A 15,967-nucleotide genomic window follows, 5' to 3' on the forward strand; every position below is an offset into this window, starting at 1 on the left:
AGTGGAACTCTTCCTGCACCTCATGTCCAGCAGAAACGGATGGGAAACAGTGATCTGCAGCTTTGGTCAGGCATCCTGATCAAGCTCGGGATAATGTCGGAAAATACCCGATTCATTAAAATCAAGACGACGATCGGAGGCGAGATATTTTTGGATGTTTGGTCGCTTATCAACGGCGTCGTGCAGAGCGATTAAAGCGGGATAGTGTCTGCCGAAATGTTTGGTGCCTCTTGGGAAGGCGTAACGCAAGCCTTCGACCACCTGAAACAAGGAGAGATCGACATAGCTTATTTCACCGCCGACGGCGTATTTACTGCCTTCCGGATTTTGCGCCAGAACCCGCTCGAAATAGGACATGAATTTCGGAATGCGGTTTTCGATAAAGTCCGCCGAGCGCTGCTTGGCGGCCTCTTTCTGGTCTTCGTAGTATTTGGTCGTGGCGATGGGATGGTGCGTATCGTGCACCTCAGCAACGAAATCGGTGATGGTCAGTTGCAGGCCATTCGCGATGAAGCGCAACGCTTCGTCCTCCGGCGCAAGGCCTAGCTTGGGTCCGAGGTAGAACAATATATTGGCGACATGCGAGACGATCAGATCGCCATCTCTTAGAAACGGCGGCGCGAAGGGAATATGCGGCTCGGTCTTGCTCTTGAGTATTCTTATCATCGCGGCGGTGCCACCCGATTGACGTGCGATATCAACATAGTCGGCGCCAGCCTCTTCAAGAGTCAACCGGACGAATTCGCCGCGCCCCTGCAGTCCGTCCCAGTAATAGAGTTCATAGGGCATTGAGGTCTCCTTCGGTTTGTGTCGGGTGGTTCCAATAGCGAAACATGGGAATGTGGCAGGGACCAGCATTAAATAGCGAAGATTTCCAATGGTGTTACGCAGCTGTGCATTGTCACAATAGTTTCGCAACAATTCGATCAAACTTTCACACAGCCGCCCTAGACATAGTTCCGGTCGAGGCAGCTTGGGTTCACCCCAAAGCTGTCTGAACACTCATTTTCAATTTCGGAACGGGGACTTCAGATGAAACATCTTGGTGTCAAATTCGCCGCAATGGCCCTGGCGGTTGGCCTCAGCGCCACGCCGGCGCTTGCTGAAAAAGTCAAGTTCGAGTTCTGGCATGGCCTGAGCGGCGATCTTGGAGAGCGGGTCAAGGAAACCTGCGACAAGTTCAATGCTTCGCAGTCCGATTATGAAATCGTCTGCACCAGTCAGAACGGCTATCCCGAGACCATCCAGAACGCAATCGCTGCCTATCGCGCCAAGAAGAACCCGGCGATCGTGCAGGTCTTCGACGTCGGTACGCTCGATCTCATGCTGTCCGGTGCTTACATTCCGGCGAAGAAGCTGATGGAAGACAATGGCTACAAGATCGATTGGGACAATTATTTTGGTGGCATCGCCCGCTACTATGCCGACTCCAAGGGGGTGTTGAATTCGTTCCCGTTCAACTCCTCAACGGCGATGTTCTACTACAACATCGACGCCTTCACCAAGGCTGGCATCGACGGCGCTCCGCAGACCTGGGAAGACGTGGAAGCCGATGCGCGCAAGCTGAAATCGGCAGGCTTTGATTGTCCCTTTGGCTTCAGCTTCGACAGTTGGGCGACGGTTGAGCAGTTTTCAGCCATTCACAACCAGCCGATCGCAACCAAAAACAATGGCTATGATGGCCTCGACACAGAGCTGGTCTTCAACAAGACCAAGGTCGTCGACCAACTGACGTTCTTCAAGAAGATGACTGACGAGGGCTTGTTTGTCGTCAAGACAAAGCAACTCGGCATGGATGTTGTTCCTGCCTTCGCATCGCAGACATGCCAGATGATCCAGTCGTCTATCGCCGATCACGGCACGATCGGCAAGACCATCAAGCCAGGCACCAAATGGGGCGTCACCATGCTTCCCGTATGGAAAGGCACCGAACGCAAGAATTCGCTGGTGGGCGGCGCATCGCTCTGGGTTCTGAAGAACCGTCCGGAAGCCGAGTACAAAGGCGCAGCAGCTTTCCTCAATTTCATCGCACAGCCGGACATGGTTGAATGGTGGTCGACGGTTACCGGCTATATCCCGGTCACCAAGACTGGCTTCGAGGCGATGAAGGCCAACGGCTTCTACGAAAAGCCGCAATTCGCTGGCCGTGAGAAGGCCATCGAGAGTCTGACTTACACACCGGCTGGAGATCTGACGCGTGGTATCCGCGTCGGCGGCTTCCCGCAGATCCGCAAGGAGATTTCAAATGCGATGGAAGGTATCTTCTTCGGCAAGATGACGGTTCAGGCTGGTCTCGATCAGGCCGTCGACCGCGGCAACGCCATCATTCGCCGCTTCGAAAAGACCTATGCCGGTCAGACACTGAACTGACGCACTTTCGCCGATGGCCCGGAAGCACAATGCATCCGGGCCATTTGGTTTTACCAACCGATCAAGAGACAGGACCGGTCTAACTCATGAACAAGCGTGCTGTTTTTAAAAGCCGGTGGCTGCCCATCCTGTTCGCGTTGCCGCAACTCCTCTTGATTTTCTTTTTCTTCTACTGGCCGGCAACTTCGGTTCTCACCTGGGCGTTTTCGCTGGAACCGGCATTCGGTGGTGCGGGAGAACGTCTTTTCGTCGGCTGGGATAATTTCCGTGAAGTTTTTGCCGACCGGGAATACTGGCAGTCGGTTACGCTCAGTCTTGTCTTTGCGTTCACTGCAACCGCGCTTTCGATGTTCATCGCCTTCGTCCTTGCGATCTGTGTGGATCGCCAGTTGAAGGGTTCGGGCCTGTTCAGGTTCTTCTACATCTGGCCCTATGCCATTGCTGCACCGGCGGTGGGCCTTGCCTTCAGTTTCATCTTCGCCCCGGAGAGCGGTTTGATCGCGATCGTCAATACGTGGTCGCCTGATTTGTGGAATCCCGCAAAATTTGGCAGTCACGCAATGATCCTAGTGATCATATGCTTTGCCTGGAAGTGGATCGGCTACAATTTCATCTTCATGACGGCGGGTCTCCAGTCGATCCCGCGCAGCCTGATAGAAGCCTCGTCGATGGACGGTTCCGGTCCGGTGCGCAGGGCGATCGATCTACAGGTTCCATTGCTTGCACCAACTCTGTTCTTCTTGCTCGTGCTCAATCTGACCGAGAGCTTCGTTGGCCCTGACACCTATGGTATTGTCGATCTGACGACCGAGGGAGGGCCGAATGGCGCCACGAATGTCATGGTGTACCGCATCGTCAGTGAGGCATTCCAAGGCCTGAATTATTCGGGCGCTGCGGCCCAAAGCCTGATCCTCATTGGCCTGATCATGATCTTCACCTTCATTCAGTTCCGCTTTGTCGAGCGGCGCGTGCACTACAAATAGGATCCGGCGATGATTGAACGCACTCCCATTCTTAACGTGGTGACGTATTTCATCATGATCCTCGGATTACTGCTTATTCTCGGTCCGTTCTGGATGATTTTCACGGCGTCGACGCAGTCGCTGTCGCAGGTCAACACGGTTCCCTTCAATTTCGCTCCTGGCGCTGATTTCCTGCAAAATATTCAATCGGCATGGCACCGAGCCAATCTCGGTCCGGCGATGTTCAACAGTTTGATCATGGCGCTGCTGGTTATGATCGGCAAGATCGTCCTCGCTTCGCTCAGCGCCTTCGCCATTGTCTATTTCAGAAGTCCGCTGCGTCACGTCTTCTTCTGGATGGTTTTCATGACCTTGATGCTGCCGCTCGAGGTGCGTGTGGTTCCGACATACAACATTGCCTCAGACGTTTTCCAGCCTGTGCGGTGGCTCATCCAGATATTCACAGGAATCGAACTTTCACTGCAATGGAATTTGCTCAACTCCTATTCAGGTCTGGTCCTGCCGGTAATTGCGACGGCGACCGGCACATTCCTGTACAGGCAATTCTACATGACCTTACCGGATGAGCTGACGGAGGCCGCCAAAATGGATGGCGCCCGCCCGCTGCGCTTCTTCATTGATATCCTGCTGCCGCTGTCGCGTACTAATATGCTGGCGCTGGCGACGATCATGTTCGTCTATGCGTGGAACCAGTATTTGTGGCCAAAGCTGATGACCACTGAAGCAGACTATCAGACCGCAATGGTGGCCATGACTACGCTCGTCCCCAATGTCAACAGCCTGCCGGAATGGAATGTCTCCATGGCTGGTGCCCTCATCATCATGCTGCCGCCCCTGGTCGTTGTCGCTGTCCTGCAGCGCTGGTTCGTTCGGGGCCTTGTCTCGACAGAGAAATAATAAAGGAAAAGTCATGGCCGAAATCAGCATCAGGGACGTTCGCAAGTCGTACGGACGCACGCAAATCCTTCATGGTGTCGATCTCAATTTCAAGTCAGGCGAATTCGTCGTCATCCTTGGCCCGTCGGGTTGTGGCAAGTCGACCCTGCTGCGCATGATTGCCGGGCTCGAAGAGATTACTGCAGGCGAGATCTCGATCGACGGCACGGTCGTTAACGAGCTTGAGCCGCGCGATCGCGGCTGTTCAATGGTGTTCCAGAACTATGCACTTTATCCGCATATGAACGTGGCTGCCAATATAGGCTACGCACTGAAGGTTGCAGGTGTTCCGCGCGCCGAGCGTGACCGGCGTATCGCTGAAACTGCACGGGTCGTCGGGCTCGAGGAAATGCTGGATCGTAAGCCGGCGCAGCTTTCCGGCGGCCAGCGGCAGCGCGTGGCTATGGGACGGGCCATCATTCGCGAGCCCAAGGTTTTCCTGTTCGATGAACCTCTCTCCAACCTCGATGCCAAACTGCGGGTGCAAATGCGCGTCGAAATCCGTCGCTTGCACAAAAGACTTTCAGCAACGTCGGTCTTCGTGACCCATGATCAGGTCGAAGCCATGACGCTGGCCGACAAGCTGATCGTGATGAACAAGGGGCATGTTGAACAGGTCGGCACGCCGCTGGAGATTTATCACCGGCCACGAACACGCTTTGTCGGTACGTTCATTGGTTCGCCGGCGATGAACTTCTTTGATAGCGTGATTGCACCGGATGGCAGTTATGTCTTGCTCGACGGTATTAAGATAGCGATCGCCCCGGCACTCGGCCGTGACAATGCAGGCGGGACCGTCTCTGTCGGTATTCGGCCGGAGCATTGCCGTCTTGTTGCAGCGGGGACGACAAATAGCGTTCCAGCGACTGTCGATTTCGTCGAAGAACTTGGCTCCGGCCGCAACGTTCACGTCGAGATCGATGGTATGGTTTTTGCCGTCAGTGTCGATGAGGGCCAATTCTTTGAGCCCGGTGCGACGATCGGCCTGCAATTGCCATCCGAGCACATTCATTTGTTCTCGAAGGACACGGGTTTGCGTCTCGACGATGTGCCCGCGTTGAAACACAATATCAATCAACCGACTGTGGCAGCTTAGGCTTTCCTGAAAGGATCAATTATGAACACAGAGTCTATCATTTCAGCCGTTGGTTTCTGCACCTATACGGGCGATGGCAATTTCAGTGTGCTGGAAAGTTCTCTACGCACGATCAGCGAACTTGGCGCGACCGCTGCCGAATTGTCGCTCTATGGCGAAGAGCTCATTTCCGGTGGCCGCATCATCCCAGGCCGGGTAGAACGCCTGCTGGAAATCACGCGCCAGTTCGACCTGCGCTATAGTGTGCATGGCCAGATCATTTCCAATTTCATGGACAAGGAACATCTGGCGTTACAGAAGTCAGTGGTTCGCGCCATGCTTGAATTGTGCAATCGGGTCGAGGCGGGCATCCTTGTTCATCATTGCGGACAGGCCAAGATGCCGGCGCTGACACGCATCGGCGATCTCGACCAGATGGAACGCGACGCGCTGGCGGAATTGGCCGAAGTCGCCAAGGGTTATGGCGTACGGATCGCACTTGAGAATATCTTTGCATTAAGCGATGCGGAATATCGCCAGACCCCGGCAAAGGTGGGTGAGACGGTTAGTGCCGTCAACAGTCCGAACGTCTGTGGGCTGATCGACTTCAGCCATGCCTATATCGAATGCACACGGCTTGGCCTCAACTGGCGCGAGCAGATCAAGGCAATGGCGCCGGTCACCGGACACCTGCATGTACATGACAGCTTTGGCCGCCCGTACAGCATGACGAAGTTTTACCATCCGGCAGAGGCGACTGCGCTCGGTATAGGCGATCTGCATCTGCCGATCGGCTGGGGCGATATTCCATGGGAAGAAATTTTCTCGGAACTCACATTTCTGCCGGATACAACGCTGATCATGGAAATCACCGAAAACCGTTTCGCCACCGAGCAGGCCGACAGCCTTGCGCGCGCGCTGAAGCTTGTGGATCTGGTCAATAGCCGCCGACTAGCAGCGTAATTTCGTCAGGCGTGGCCGCTTGTGCGGCGGCCACGCTTGCCCATTCATTGAATTGTGAATGGTTCAAAGGCGGAATAAGCCGCATCCGGCACGTCAACCTTCAGCAATTCCATGTTTCGGGTCAGGCTTGACGGTTTGGCCGTGCCGATAAGGACATTGGCCACGACCGGCTCGCGCAACGGAAATTGCATGGCCGCCGCGGCGAGTGGAATGGAGTTCGCTTCCGCTATCGCTTGCATGGCGCGAACACGGGCGAGAATATCATCCGAGGCTGGACCATAGTCGAAATTCGCGCCCGGAACTGGTCCGGTAGCGAGGATACCGGAATTGAATACACCGCCGATCACCAGCGAAATCTGTTGTTTGCGGCAGACTTCCAGCAAACCGCGTTCAGCCGAGCGGTCCAGCAAAGAATAGCGCCCTGCGAGAAGGATGCAGTCTATCGGGTGCCTGGCGATCACATCGAGACAGACCTCAACCTCGTTGACACCGAGACCATAAGCCGAGATCGCTCCCGATGATTTCAGGTCTTCCAGAGCTTTCATGCCGCTGTCGAGAAGTTGACGCTGATAGACGGCATTCTTTTCCGCGCCGTGTGTATATGCGCCAATATCGTGGACATAGAGGATATCGATCTGGTTCAAACCGAGTCGAGCATAACTAAACTCGAATGACCGCATTATTCCGTCATAAGTGTAATCATAATCGACAGTGAACGGCAGGGGATTAAAGTAGGAATAATCCGGGACCTGATCCTCCGGAACGGGCCGCAACAGGCGGCCGACCTTTGTGGAAAGCACATAGGTTTCCCGAGGCTTGCTACGCAGAAAATCACCGGTTCTCCGCTCGGAAAGACCAAAGCCGTAAAACGGTGCTGTATCGAAATAGCGCAACCCGGCGTCCCACGCTGTCTGCAGCGTTTCCATCGCTGCTTCGCGCGTACATTCCCGGTAAAGCCCGCCGATCGCCGCACCGCCAAACCCGAATTGCGTTACGGCGAGCGGCGTCTTGCCTATTTTACGGATATCCAAAATGTCCCTCCCATAAGTTTCGAAGGTCATGCACGGTCAGCGATCTGTCAAGATGGCTCAAGGAGTGGGCCGATATAAAACGCTACTTCTTGCGCATCGCATCTGCCAGCGCCGCGCCGAATGCACCTTGCGCTGCCGGTTGCGGCTTCTGGCCAGGTGTTGGTGTGCGCGTCAGGGGTGTGTTGTCGGTTGGCCGAGGACCCCGGGGCGTTTCGGTTCCACCGCCATCCCTGCGCATGGTCAGGCTAATGCGGTTACGCTTCGGATCGACGTCAACGACCCGAACTTTGACGACATCACCTGCCTTGACCACCTCATGCGCGTCCTTGACGAAACGATCGGCCAGCTGCGAGAGGTGCACAAGCCCGTCCTGATGCACGCCGATGTCGACGAAGGCACCGAAGGCAGCGACGTTCGTGACTGTCCCCTCCAACAGCATTCCCGGTTTCAAGTCCTTGATGTTGTCGATCCCATCGGCAAAGGAAGCCGTCCTGAATTCCGGGCGGGGATCGCGACCAGGCTTTTCGAGTTCGGCAATGATATCGCGTACTGTTGGCAAGCCGAAACGATCATCGACGAAAACACGAGGATCGAGCGCCTTCAATGCGCTGCTGTCATTCATCAGCGAGCGCACATCGCGGCCGCAGGCGCTGACGATCTTTTTGGCAACGCCATATGCTTCGGGATGAACCGCCGAGGCGTCCAGCGGTTCGGTGCCATCCGGAATGCGCAGGAAGCCTGCGCATTGTTCAAAGGCGCGTGGTCCAAGACGCGCGACTTTCAGCAAATCGCGCCGTGTCTTGAACGGGCCCACATCATCGCGGTAGGCGATGATCGCTTCCGCAAGAGAAGCACCAAGACCGGAAATACGCGCAAGCAGCGAGGCCGAGGCAGTGTTGAGATCAACACCGACGGCATTCACGGCATCTTCCACCACGCCCTCAAGCGAGCGGGCGAGGCGGTATTGATCGACATCATGCTGATACTGGCCGACGCCGATAGATTTTGGCTCGATCTTGACGAGTTCTGCAAGCGGATCCTGCAAACGGCGGGCGATCGAAACTGCCCCACGCAACGATACGTCTAGCCCTGGGAATTCTGCTGCGGCTGTTGCCGATGCGGAATAGACCGAAGCTCCAGCTTCACTGACAATGACTTTCAGCGGTTTGGGCGAGGGCATGTCGGAAAGCATGTCGGCGACGAGACGTTCGGTCTCGCGACTACCTGTGCCATTGCCAATCGCGATCAGTTCGATCTTGTGCCTGACGACGAGTTTCGCCAGTTCGGTCTGTGTTCCGTGGACATCATTTCGCGGCGGGAAGGGGTACACGGTCGTGGTATCAAGCAATTTGCCAGTGCCATCGATGACAGCAACCTTCACACCTGTACGGATGCCGGGATCGAGCCCCATGGTTGCGCGCGAGCCTGCAGGCGCAGCAAGCAGCAAATCCTTCAAATTACGGGCGAAGACGTGGATCGCCTCTTCCTCGGCGCGTTCGCGCAGTGCTGTCATAAGATCGACGGAGAGATTAAGTGACAGCCGAATGCGCCAAGTCCAACGGACCACCTCCATCAACCAGCTATCGGCCGCACCGCTATTGGCCTGAATCGAATAGGCGTCGGCGATCATGCGCTCTACCGGCTTGATCGCGGCGGTGTCTTCGGGATCGACCTCAAGGTCGAGCGACAGCACCTCTTCGTTGCGGCCCCGGAGCATAGCCAGAGCCCGGTGGCTCGGCACAATTGCCCACCGCTCGAAATGGTTGAAGTAGTCCGAGAACTTCGCACCTGCCTCCTGCTTGCCGTCGACCACTTCGGCGCGGAGGACGGCGCGATCCCGCATGTAATTGCGCAGGCGGCCGACGAGGTCGGCGTTTTCCGAAAAGGTCTCGACAAGGATATCCCGGGCGCCTTCAAGCGCGGCCTTTACATCGGGAACATCATCGGCGAGGAAATTCTTCGCCAACTCAAGCGGAATGGTACGCCGGTCAGACAGGATTGTTTCCGCCAGCGGTCCAAGTCCCCGTTCGCGGGCGATCTCGGCTTTTGTTCGCCGCTTGGGCTTATATGGAAGGTAAATGTCCTCCAGCTCCGCCTTGGTGACCGCGCGGGCGATCTTGCCTTCGAGTTCGGGGGTAAGCTTGTTCTGGCTGCGGATCGATTCGATGATCGTATCCCGGCGAGCATCGAGTTCACGCAGGTAAATCAGCCGTTCATCGAGATTGCGCAGCTGCGTGTCATCCAAGCCGCCAGTAACCTCTTTGCGATAGCGTGCAATGAAGGGCACCGTTGCGCCGCCATCGAGGAGTTCAATTGCGGCATTTGCCTGTTCCGGTCTTGCGTTGATCTCAGCGGCGATGAGGCGAGCGATGCGGGCAGTATTTGTAACAGTCACGGGCATTCCCTAAATCATAGTCGGGCGGCCAACATAGTGGCCCCTGACCATGACCGCAATCGCTTGGGAGCGATGCTTTAGGTCTTTTTCAACAGCGATTTGGCTTCTCTGATGCTCAGAGCCTCGGGTCGCGAACAGCTCGTCTTGATGTCGATGAACTTCTTTTCTTCGCCAGAGCGAAGGATTGAAACCATGACATCAACGCCATGCAGAGCCCGCTCGAGCGAGCAGCGTATGTCGCGACCCGTGAGAATGGCGGCCGCCATATCGGCAAGACCAGCCGTGCGATAATTGGCCATCATCCCCGCTGCATGTTTCTGGTTTGGAGTGCCAAAGGGATGTGCCCAGGCTTTGACTGGTTTCGCTTTCTTGCCCGGTTTTGCCAGTTTGACCTCACCACCAAAGAAATTTGGATCCGGTAGGAAAATCGAACCGTCCGTGCCGTAAAGCTCCATATTGGGATGATGATGAGCCCAGACATCCCAACTTGCCGACAAGGTGATCGACGCACCGCTTGCGAATTCGAGCAGAGCCTGAATGGTCGTCGGCGTCGTCACCTTTATTGTCTCGCCCCTGCGTGGTTCGCTGGAAATGGTACGGGTCGGCGTTGCCATCGAGGTCAGCGCTGCAACACGCCTGATCGGCCCGATGAGGTTGATCAGATTGGCAATGTAATAAGGGCCAAGATCGAGGATCGGCCCACCACCCGGACGGAAGAAGAAGTCTGGATTCGGGTGCCAGTGTTCCATGCCATGGCTCATGACATGGGCGGTGCCGGAGGTTATTGTCCCGACCTGGCCGTCATCGACCAATTTACGCGCCAGCTGGTGCGCACCACCGAGATAAGTGTCGGGCGCGCAGCCTGCCTTCAGCTTCTTCTTCGTAGCGAGCCTTTGCAATTCGAGTCCATCTTTCAGGGAAAGCGTCAGCGGTTTTTCCGAATAGAGATGTTTGCCTGCGGAAAGGATCTGCTTCGACACGTCGAAATGTGCGTCCGGGACGGTCAGGTTGACGACCAGATCGATGTCCTCACTGGAAAGCAGTCCGTCGATGGTACGCGCTTCGATATCATATTCGGAGGCGCGCGCGGTAGCTGCGGTTTTGTTGATGTCGGCGACCGCGCGGATTTCAATCCCCTTGAAAAGCGGAGCGAGCCGCAGATAGGTTGCCGAGATATTGCCAGCACCGATGATGCCGATGCTAAGTGTCTTAGCCATAGCTATGTCTTTCTTCAGAATGTCTTGACGGTGGCGATGGAACGGCGGGCGAAGCGCTCATCGTCCGAGGGATTGTCGTGCTCCATAATGAAAAAGCGGGCGGAAGTGTTTCTCAACGCCGTCATCAGGGCCCTCCAGTCGACCGTCCCGTAACCTACATCGGCCCAACCGTCCTCGTTCGTGTTCTGACCGGGCGCTGCGATGTCCTTGACATGCACGGCGCTGATGCGCGAGCCGTAGCTCTCGATCCATTGAAAAGGATCTCCCCCACCACGAATGATCCACGCAATGTCAGCTTCCCACGATATGCTCGGGGCTGCATCGAAGATCAGCTTCTGGGGGAGGGAGTTGTCAGGCAGTGCCTTGAACTCGAAGTCGTGATTGTGCCAGCCGAAAATATACCCTGCCTTGCTGTAGGTGGCGTACGCCGCTTCCAGCCGCTCGCCGAAAGCCGACCAGCCGGCAGCATCCGACGGACGTAGGTCGGCCGCCAGATGCGGGCAGTAGATAGCCTTCATGCCCAGCTTTCCGGCAATATCGAGTACCTTCTGCTGCTCCTTTTCCAGAAGATCGATGCTGAAATGACCCGAAGGCATGGTCAGCCCATTGGCATCAAGCGCGGCTCTCGTTGCTTTAGGATCGGCATAAACGCCGCCATAGCCTTCGACCTGCGCATAGCCATTGCGCTTCAACATTTCGAGCGTCTGGCCGAGTGGCGGGAAATTGCGGGAGCTGTAGAGCTGGTAGGAAAAGTCGGTCACTTCATTTCTCCATACTGCTTGGGAAGACTAAAGGCGGGTTTCGGTCACGGCATCGAAGAGCGAGGCAATGGTGGGATCGAAAGTCAGGAACACTTTTTCGCCTGGTTGGTATCGCCTGCCGGAATCGACACGCACCGAGATCGCCTTGCCCGCGACCTTCAGCCAAACGAGGCTGTCGGCGCCCATCGGCTCATCCAGATCAACAACGGCCTCGCAGGAGCGGCCGGCGGGTCCGGGTTGGTCACTGATAGCGATGTGTTCCGGACGGAAGCCGAAAATGACGGAATGGCCGGGCGCTAACGGCTGTTGCGCCTGATACTCCGCAAGCGAAATATCAAGATCGCCTGCCCGAAAGATCGTCGATCCGCCAATCTCGGCAATTTCGCCCCTTAGGAAGTTCATCGCGGGCGAGCCGATGAAGCTCGCGACAAAGAGGTTGCGCGGCTTGTTATAGATCGTCAGAGGCTCATCAAGCTGCTGGATCAAGCCGCCCTTCATCACTGCGATCCGGTCGGCAAGCGTGAGCGCCTCTATCTGGTCGTGGGTGACGTAGATCATGGTATTGGCGAGTTGCTGGTGCAGCCGCTTGATCTCGACCCTCAGTTCCGAGCGCAGCTTGGCGTCGAGATTGGACAACGGCTCGTCGAACAGGAAGACGTCGACATCGCGCACCAATGCGCGTCCGATGGCGACGCGCTGTCGCTGGCCACCCGAAAGCTGGCCCGGCCTGCGGTCCAGCAGCGGCTCGATCTGCAGGATGTTGGCCGCGCGCTCGATGCGCCGCGCGATCTCGTCTCGCGGCACGCCGGCGTTCTTCAACCCGAAGGTCAGGTTGCCGCGCACGCTCATCTGCGGATAAAGCGCGTAGGACTGGAACACCATGCCGATGCCGCGGTCCTTCGGCTCTTCCCAGGTGACGTTCTTGCCCTTGATGAAGATCTGCCCATCGGTGATATCGAGCAGGCCGGCAATGCAGTTCAGCAAGGTCGACTTGCCGCAACCTGACGGCCCTAGCAGCACCAGGAACTCACCGTCGCCGACGTCGAGATTGAGGTCCTTCAGCACCGACACGGCGCCGAATTCAAGGCTGAGATCCTTGATCGAAACGCTTGTCATCGTTAGCCTTTCACCGCGCCGGCGGCGATGCCGCGCACGAAAAGGCGCCCGGAGACGAAGTAGACGATCAGCGGCACCAGGCCGGTGAGGATGGTTGCGGCCATGTTGACGTTGTACTCCTTCACGCCCTGCACTGAATTGACGATGTTGTTAAGCTGTACGGTCATTGGATAGGTGTCGGGCCGCGTGTAGACGACGCCGAACAGGAAGTCGTTCCAGATGCCTGTCGTCTGCAGGATGATCGCCACGACAAAGATCGGCAGCGCCATCGGCAGCATGATCTTGAAGTAGATTGCCCAGAAGCCGGCGCCGTCGACGCGTGCCGCCTTGAACAACTCCTCAGGCACCGAGGCGAAATAGTTGCGAAAGAGCAACGTCATGATCGGCATGCCGAAGATCGCATGCACCAGCACCAGCCCCGCCAGCGAGCCATAGATGCCGATTTCCCGCAACAGGATGACGATCGGATAGATCATCACCTGATAGGGAATGAAGGCGCCCACGATGAGGATCGTGAAGAAGCTGTCGGCCCCCTTGAAGCGCCAATTGGCGAGCGCATAGCCGTTCACCGAGGCGATCGCGATCGACAGGATGACCGAGGGTACGGTGATACGCACCGAGTTCCAGAAGCCGCGTGACAGCCCGTCGCAATTCAGCCCCGTACAGGCGCTCGACCACGCTTTAACCCATGGTTCGAACGTGATCTCCATCGGCGGCGAGAAGATGTTGCCGAGCCTGATCTCGGGCATGCCCTTCAGCGAGGTCACGACCATCACATAGAGCGGGATGAGGTAGTAGATGGCGACCAGAATCAGCGTGCCGTAGATGAAGATGTTACGCCGGCTGAAAGCGTGGCGCGGGCGCGCGCCGCGTGGCTCGATCCCGGTCCGCGGGTTGGAAACTTCAGCGACGTCAGCCACGCCGGCGCCTCCCGAATTCGAGATAGGCCCACGGCACCACGACGATGGCGACCGACAGTAGCATCATCGTCGAGGCGGCGAATCCCTGGCCCAGGTTCTGCGCGTGGAACATATAGTCGTAGACATATTTCGCCGGCACTTCCGACGCGATGCCCGGGCCACCGCCGGTCTGCGCAACCACCAGGTCATAGACGCGCACGATGCCCGAGGCGATGATCACCAGCGTGGTGACGAACACCGGCCGCATCATCGGGATGACGATGAACAGATAGGTTTTCCAGGCTGGAATGCCGTCGACGCGCGAGGCCTTCCAGATGTCTTCGTCGATCCCGCGCAGGCCGGCAAGCATCAGGCACATGATCAGCCCCGTGCCTTGCCAGAGAGCCGCGATGAGGATGCCGAAAATGACGATGTCGGCATCGTAGAGCGGGTTGAATTCGAAGCTCGTCCAGCCAAGGCTGCGCACCACAGACTGAACGCCGAAATCGGGATTGAGAATCCACTGCCAGACCAGCCCGGTGACCACGAAGGAAAGCGCGAAAGGGTAGAGGAAAATCGTTCGGAACGTGTCCTCGAAGCGGATTTTCTGGTCGAGAAGTGCGGCCAGCAGGAAACCGATGACCAGCTGGAAAATAAGCGAAAGCGCGCCATAGATGAAGAGGTTTTCGACCGCGACGTTCCAGCGGGGTGCGGCCCACAGCCGCTCATACTGCTCGACGCCGACGAAGCTGAAGCGCGGCAGCAGCTTCGAATTGGTGAAGGAGTAAAGCACCGTCCAGAGGCTTCCCCCGGCGAACACGAAAGTCGCCGTGAGCATCATCGGTACCGCGGCGATCTTTGCGCTCAAGTTGCGCAAGAGACGAATGGGACGCTTTTGTTGAGTCATTGGACCGGGTGCTGGTGCTGCATGTGACGGGGAGACGGACCGGCCCCGCAGGGCCGACCAAGGATCGCCTATGTTCAGTCGGCCGTGGCGACGATTTGGGCGAAGCGCTTCTGCGCGTCCTCGACCGTCATTGCGGTGGCGAAGAATTCCGAGAACAGGTCTTCGAATTGCTTCTGTGTATCTTGCGACACCAACTGATCGGTCCACTGGACAATGTCGCCCTTGCCCAGGATTTCGATGCCCTTCTTCATGCAGTCATTGGCAGTGTTGAGATCGACATCGCCGCGCACCGGCAGCGAACCTTTCTTCAGGTTGAATGCCACCTGCGTCTTCGGATCAAGCAAGGTGGACGCCAGCACTTCCTGCGCCTTCGTCTTCTCTTCGTCCTTCAGGAGCGGGAAGTAGAATGCATCGCCGCCCGTCGCGAGCGTCGGGTTCATGCCGAGGCCGGGCAGACAGGTGTAGTCGGTGCCAGCGACCTTGCCCGCAAGCTGGAATTCGCCCTGCGCCCAGTCACCCATGATCTGGCCGCCAGCCTTGCCATTGATGACCATGGCGGTCGCCTGGTTCCACTCCTGGACATTGGCGCTCTTTGACAGGCGACGCGCGTCGTCGGCAGCCTTGAACACCTTGGCGACCTCCGATCCGGCTGCGACTGTCTTGTCCTTGTCGCCATACACTTTCTGGAAGAGGTCCTTGCCGCCGATCGCGAGCATCAGCACGGCGAAGGTGTTGTTGACCTGCCAGGCCTGTCCGCCCTGGGCGAAGGGCACAATGCCGGCCTTCTCAAGCGCCGGCGCGGCGGCAACGAATTCATCCCAGTTCTTGGGGATCGGCACGCCCGCCGTCTCGAACGCCTTGTTGGAAAGCCACAGCCACTGCCAGGAATGGATGTTGACCGGCACGCAATAGATCTTGCCGTCGAGCGTGCAGCTGTCGAGCAGGCTCTTCGGCCGTACGATCTCCGTCCACTTTTCCTTGGTGGCGAGGTCGGTCAGGTCGCGCATCAGCCCTGCCTGGACCAGTTCCTCTGCCTGGCGGCCGTGGTTGAATTGCGTGGCGCCCATCGGATCGCCACCGGTGATGCGGCTGATCATGATGGGTCGCGCCGTGCTGCCTGAACCGGCAATGGCGCCGTCGACCCAATGATTGCCGGTCGCGTCGAAGGCCTTGGCGAACTCGGCGACCGCTGCGGCTTCGCCACCTGAGGTCCACCAGTGTGTGACTTCGAGATCCACTGCGCCGGCGGAGCCGGCAGCGCCGAGAAAAGTGGACGTGGCCAAGACGGCAAGAACTGTACGGTAACGCATCGTA

14 protein-coding genes are annotated in these 15,967 nt (G+C 57.3%); 5 read left to right on the forward strand and 9 right to left on the reverse strand.

Annotated elements, in window-relative coordinates:
- Positions 1 to 66: 66 nt before the first annotated feature.
- Positions 67 to 789, reverse strand: a complete 723-nt coding sequence (locus ACSQ3H_RS31365) for a glutathione S-transferase (RefSeq protein WP_436120938.1) — start codon at positions 787 to 789, stop codon at positions 67 to 69.
- A gap of 243 nt (positions 790 to 1,032) precedes the next feature.
- On the opposite strand from ACSQ3H_RS31365, the gene ACSQ3H_RS31370 reads away from it, so the two are divergent.
- From ACSQ3H_RS31370 to ACSQ3H_RS31390, 5 genes are all read left to right on the forward strand, one after another.
- Entirely contained in the window at positions 1,033 to 2,370 is a 1,338-nt protein-coding gene (locus ACSQ3H_RS31370; RefSeq protein ID WP_436120939.1) for an extracellular solute-binding protein, read from the forward strand.
- Between the two features lie 86 nt (positions 2,371 to 2,456).
- Entirely contained in the window at positions 2,457 to 3,353 is an 897-nt protein-coding gene (locus ACSQ3H_RS31375; protein ID WP_436120940.1) for a carbohydrate ABC transporter permease, read from the forward strand.
- A 9-nt stretch (positions 3,354 to 3,362) separates the two neighbouring features.
- Complete coding sequence (locus tag ACSQ3H_RS31380; RefSeq protein ID WP_436120941.1) at positions 3,363 to 4,250, forward strand: ABC transporter permease subunit; 888 nt, start codon at positions 3,363 to 3,365, stop codon at positions 4,248 to 4,250.
- Between the two features lie 13 nt (positions 4,251 to 4,263).
- Positions 4,264 to 5,385, forward strand: coding sequence for a sn-glycerol-3-phosphate import ATP-binding protein UgpC (locus tag ACSQ3H_RS31385; protein ID WP_436120942.1), 1,122 nt, complete (start codon positions 4,264 to 4,266; stop codon positions 5,383 to 5,385).
- 21 nt (positions 5,386 to 5,406) lie between these two features.
- Entirely contained in the window at positions 5,407 to 6,327 is a 921-nt protein-coding gene (locus ACSQ3H_RS31390) for a sugar phosphate isomerase/epimerase family protein (RefSeq protein WP_436120943.1), read from the forward strand.
- 44 nt (positions 6,328 to 6,371) lie between these two features.
- Here ACSQ3H_RS31390 and ACSQ3H_RS31395 read toward each other — a convergent pair whose 3' ends face one another.
- The 8 genes from ACSQ3H_RS31395 to ACSQ3H_RS31430 all read right to left on the reverse strand — a co-directional run bounded on the left by ACSQ3H_RS31395 (position 6,372) and on the right by ACSQ3H_RS31430 (position 15,963).
- A complete protein-coding gene (locus ACSQ3H_RS31395; RefSeq protein ID WP_436120944.1) occupies positions 6,372 to 7,358 on the reverse strand; it encodes an aldo/keto reductase in 987 nt (328 codons plus the stop codon).
- An 82-nt stretch (positions 7,359 to 7,440) separates the two neighbouring features.
- Positions 7,441 to 9,753 carry a Tex family protein gene (locus tag ACSQ3H_RS31400; protein ID WP_436120945.1) on the reverse strand — a complete coding sequence of 771 codons (2,313 nt, stop codon included), beginning with the start codon at positions 9,751 to 9,753 and terminating at the stop codon, positions 7,441 to 7,443.
- A 77-nt stretch (positions 9,754 to 9,830) separates the two neighbouring features.
- Positions 9,831 to 10,970 carry a Gfo/Idh/MocA family protein gene (locus ACSQ3H_RS31405; protein WP_436120946.1) on the reverse strand — a complete coding sequence of 380 codons (1,140 nt, stop codon included), beginning with the start codon at positions 10,968 to 10,970 and terminating at the stop codon, positions 9,831 to 9,833.
- Positions 10,971 to 10,984: 14 nt separating this feature from the next.
- Positions 10,985 to 11,731 carry a sugar phosphate isomerase/epimerase family protein gene (locus ACSQ3H_RS31410; protein WP_436120947.1) on the reverse strand — a complete coding sequence of 249 codons (747 nt, stop codon included), beginning with the start codon at positions 11,729 to 11,731 and terminating at the stop codon, positions 10,985 to 10,987.
- Between the two features lie 27 nt (positions 11,732 to 11,758).
- The gene (locus ACSQ3H_RS31415; RefSeq protein WP_436120948.1) at positions 11,759 to 12,847 is read right to left on the reverse strand and encodes an ABC transporter ATP-binding protein; all 1,089 of its coding nucleotides are present in this window, start codon (positions 12,845 to 12,847) and stop codon (positions 11,759 to 11,761) included.
- Between the two features lie 2 nt (positions 12,848 to 12,849).
- A complete protein-coding gene (locus ACSQ3H_RS31420; protein ID WP_436120949.1) occupies positions 12,850 to 13,767 on the reverse strand; it encodes a carbohydrate ABC transporter permease in 918 nt (305 codons plus the stop codon).
- Positions 13,760 to 14,653, reverse strand: a complete 894-nt coding sequence (locus ACSQ3H_RS31425; RefSeq protein WP_436120950.1) for a carbohydrate ABC transporter permease — start codon at positions 14,651 to 14,653, stop codon at positions 13,760 to 13,762. Before ACSQ3H_RS31425 ends, ACSQ3H_RS31420 begins: the two co-directional genes overlap by 8 nt.
- 74 nt (positions 14,654 to 14,727) lie before the next feature.
- A complete protein-coding gene (locus ACSQ3H_RS31430; RefSeq protein WP_436120951.1) occupies positions 14,728 to 15,963 on the reverse strand; it encodes an ABC transporter substrate-binding protein in 1,236 nt (411 codons plus the stop codon).
- Positions 15,964 to 15,967 lie beyond the last annotated feature (4 nt).

Source organism: Phyllobacterium sp. LjRoot231, assembly GCF_964253365.1.
Taxonomy (GTDB): domain Bacteria; phylum Pseudomonadota; class Alphaproteobacteria; order Rhizobiales; family Rhizobiaceae; genus Phyllobacterium.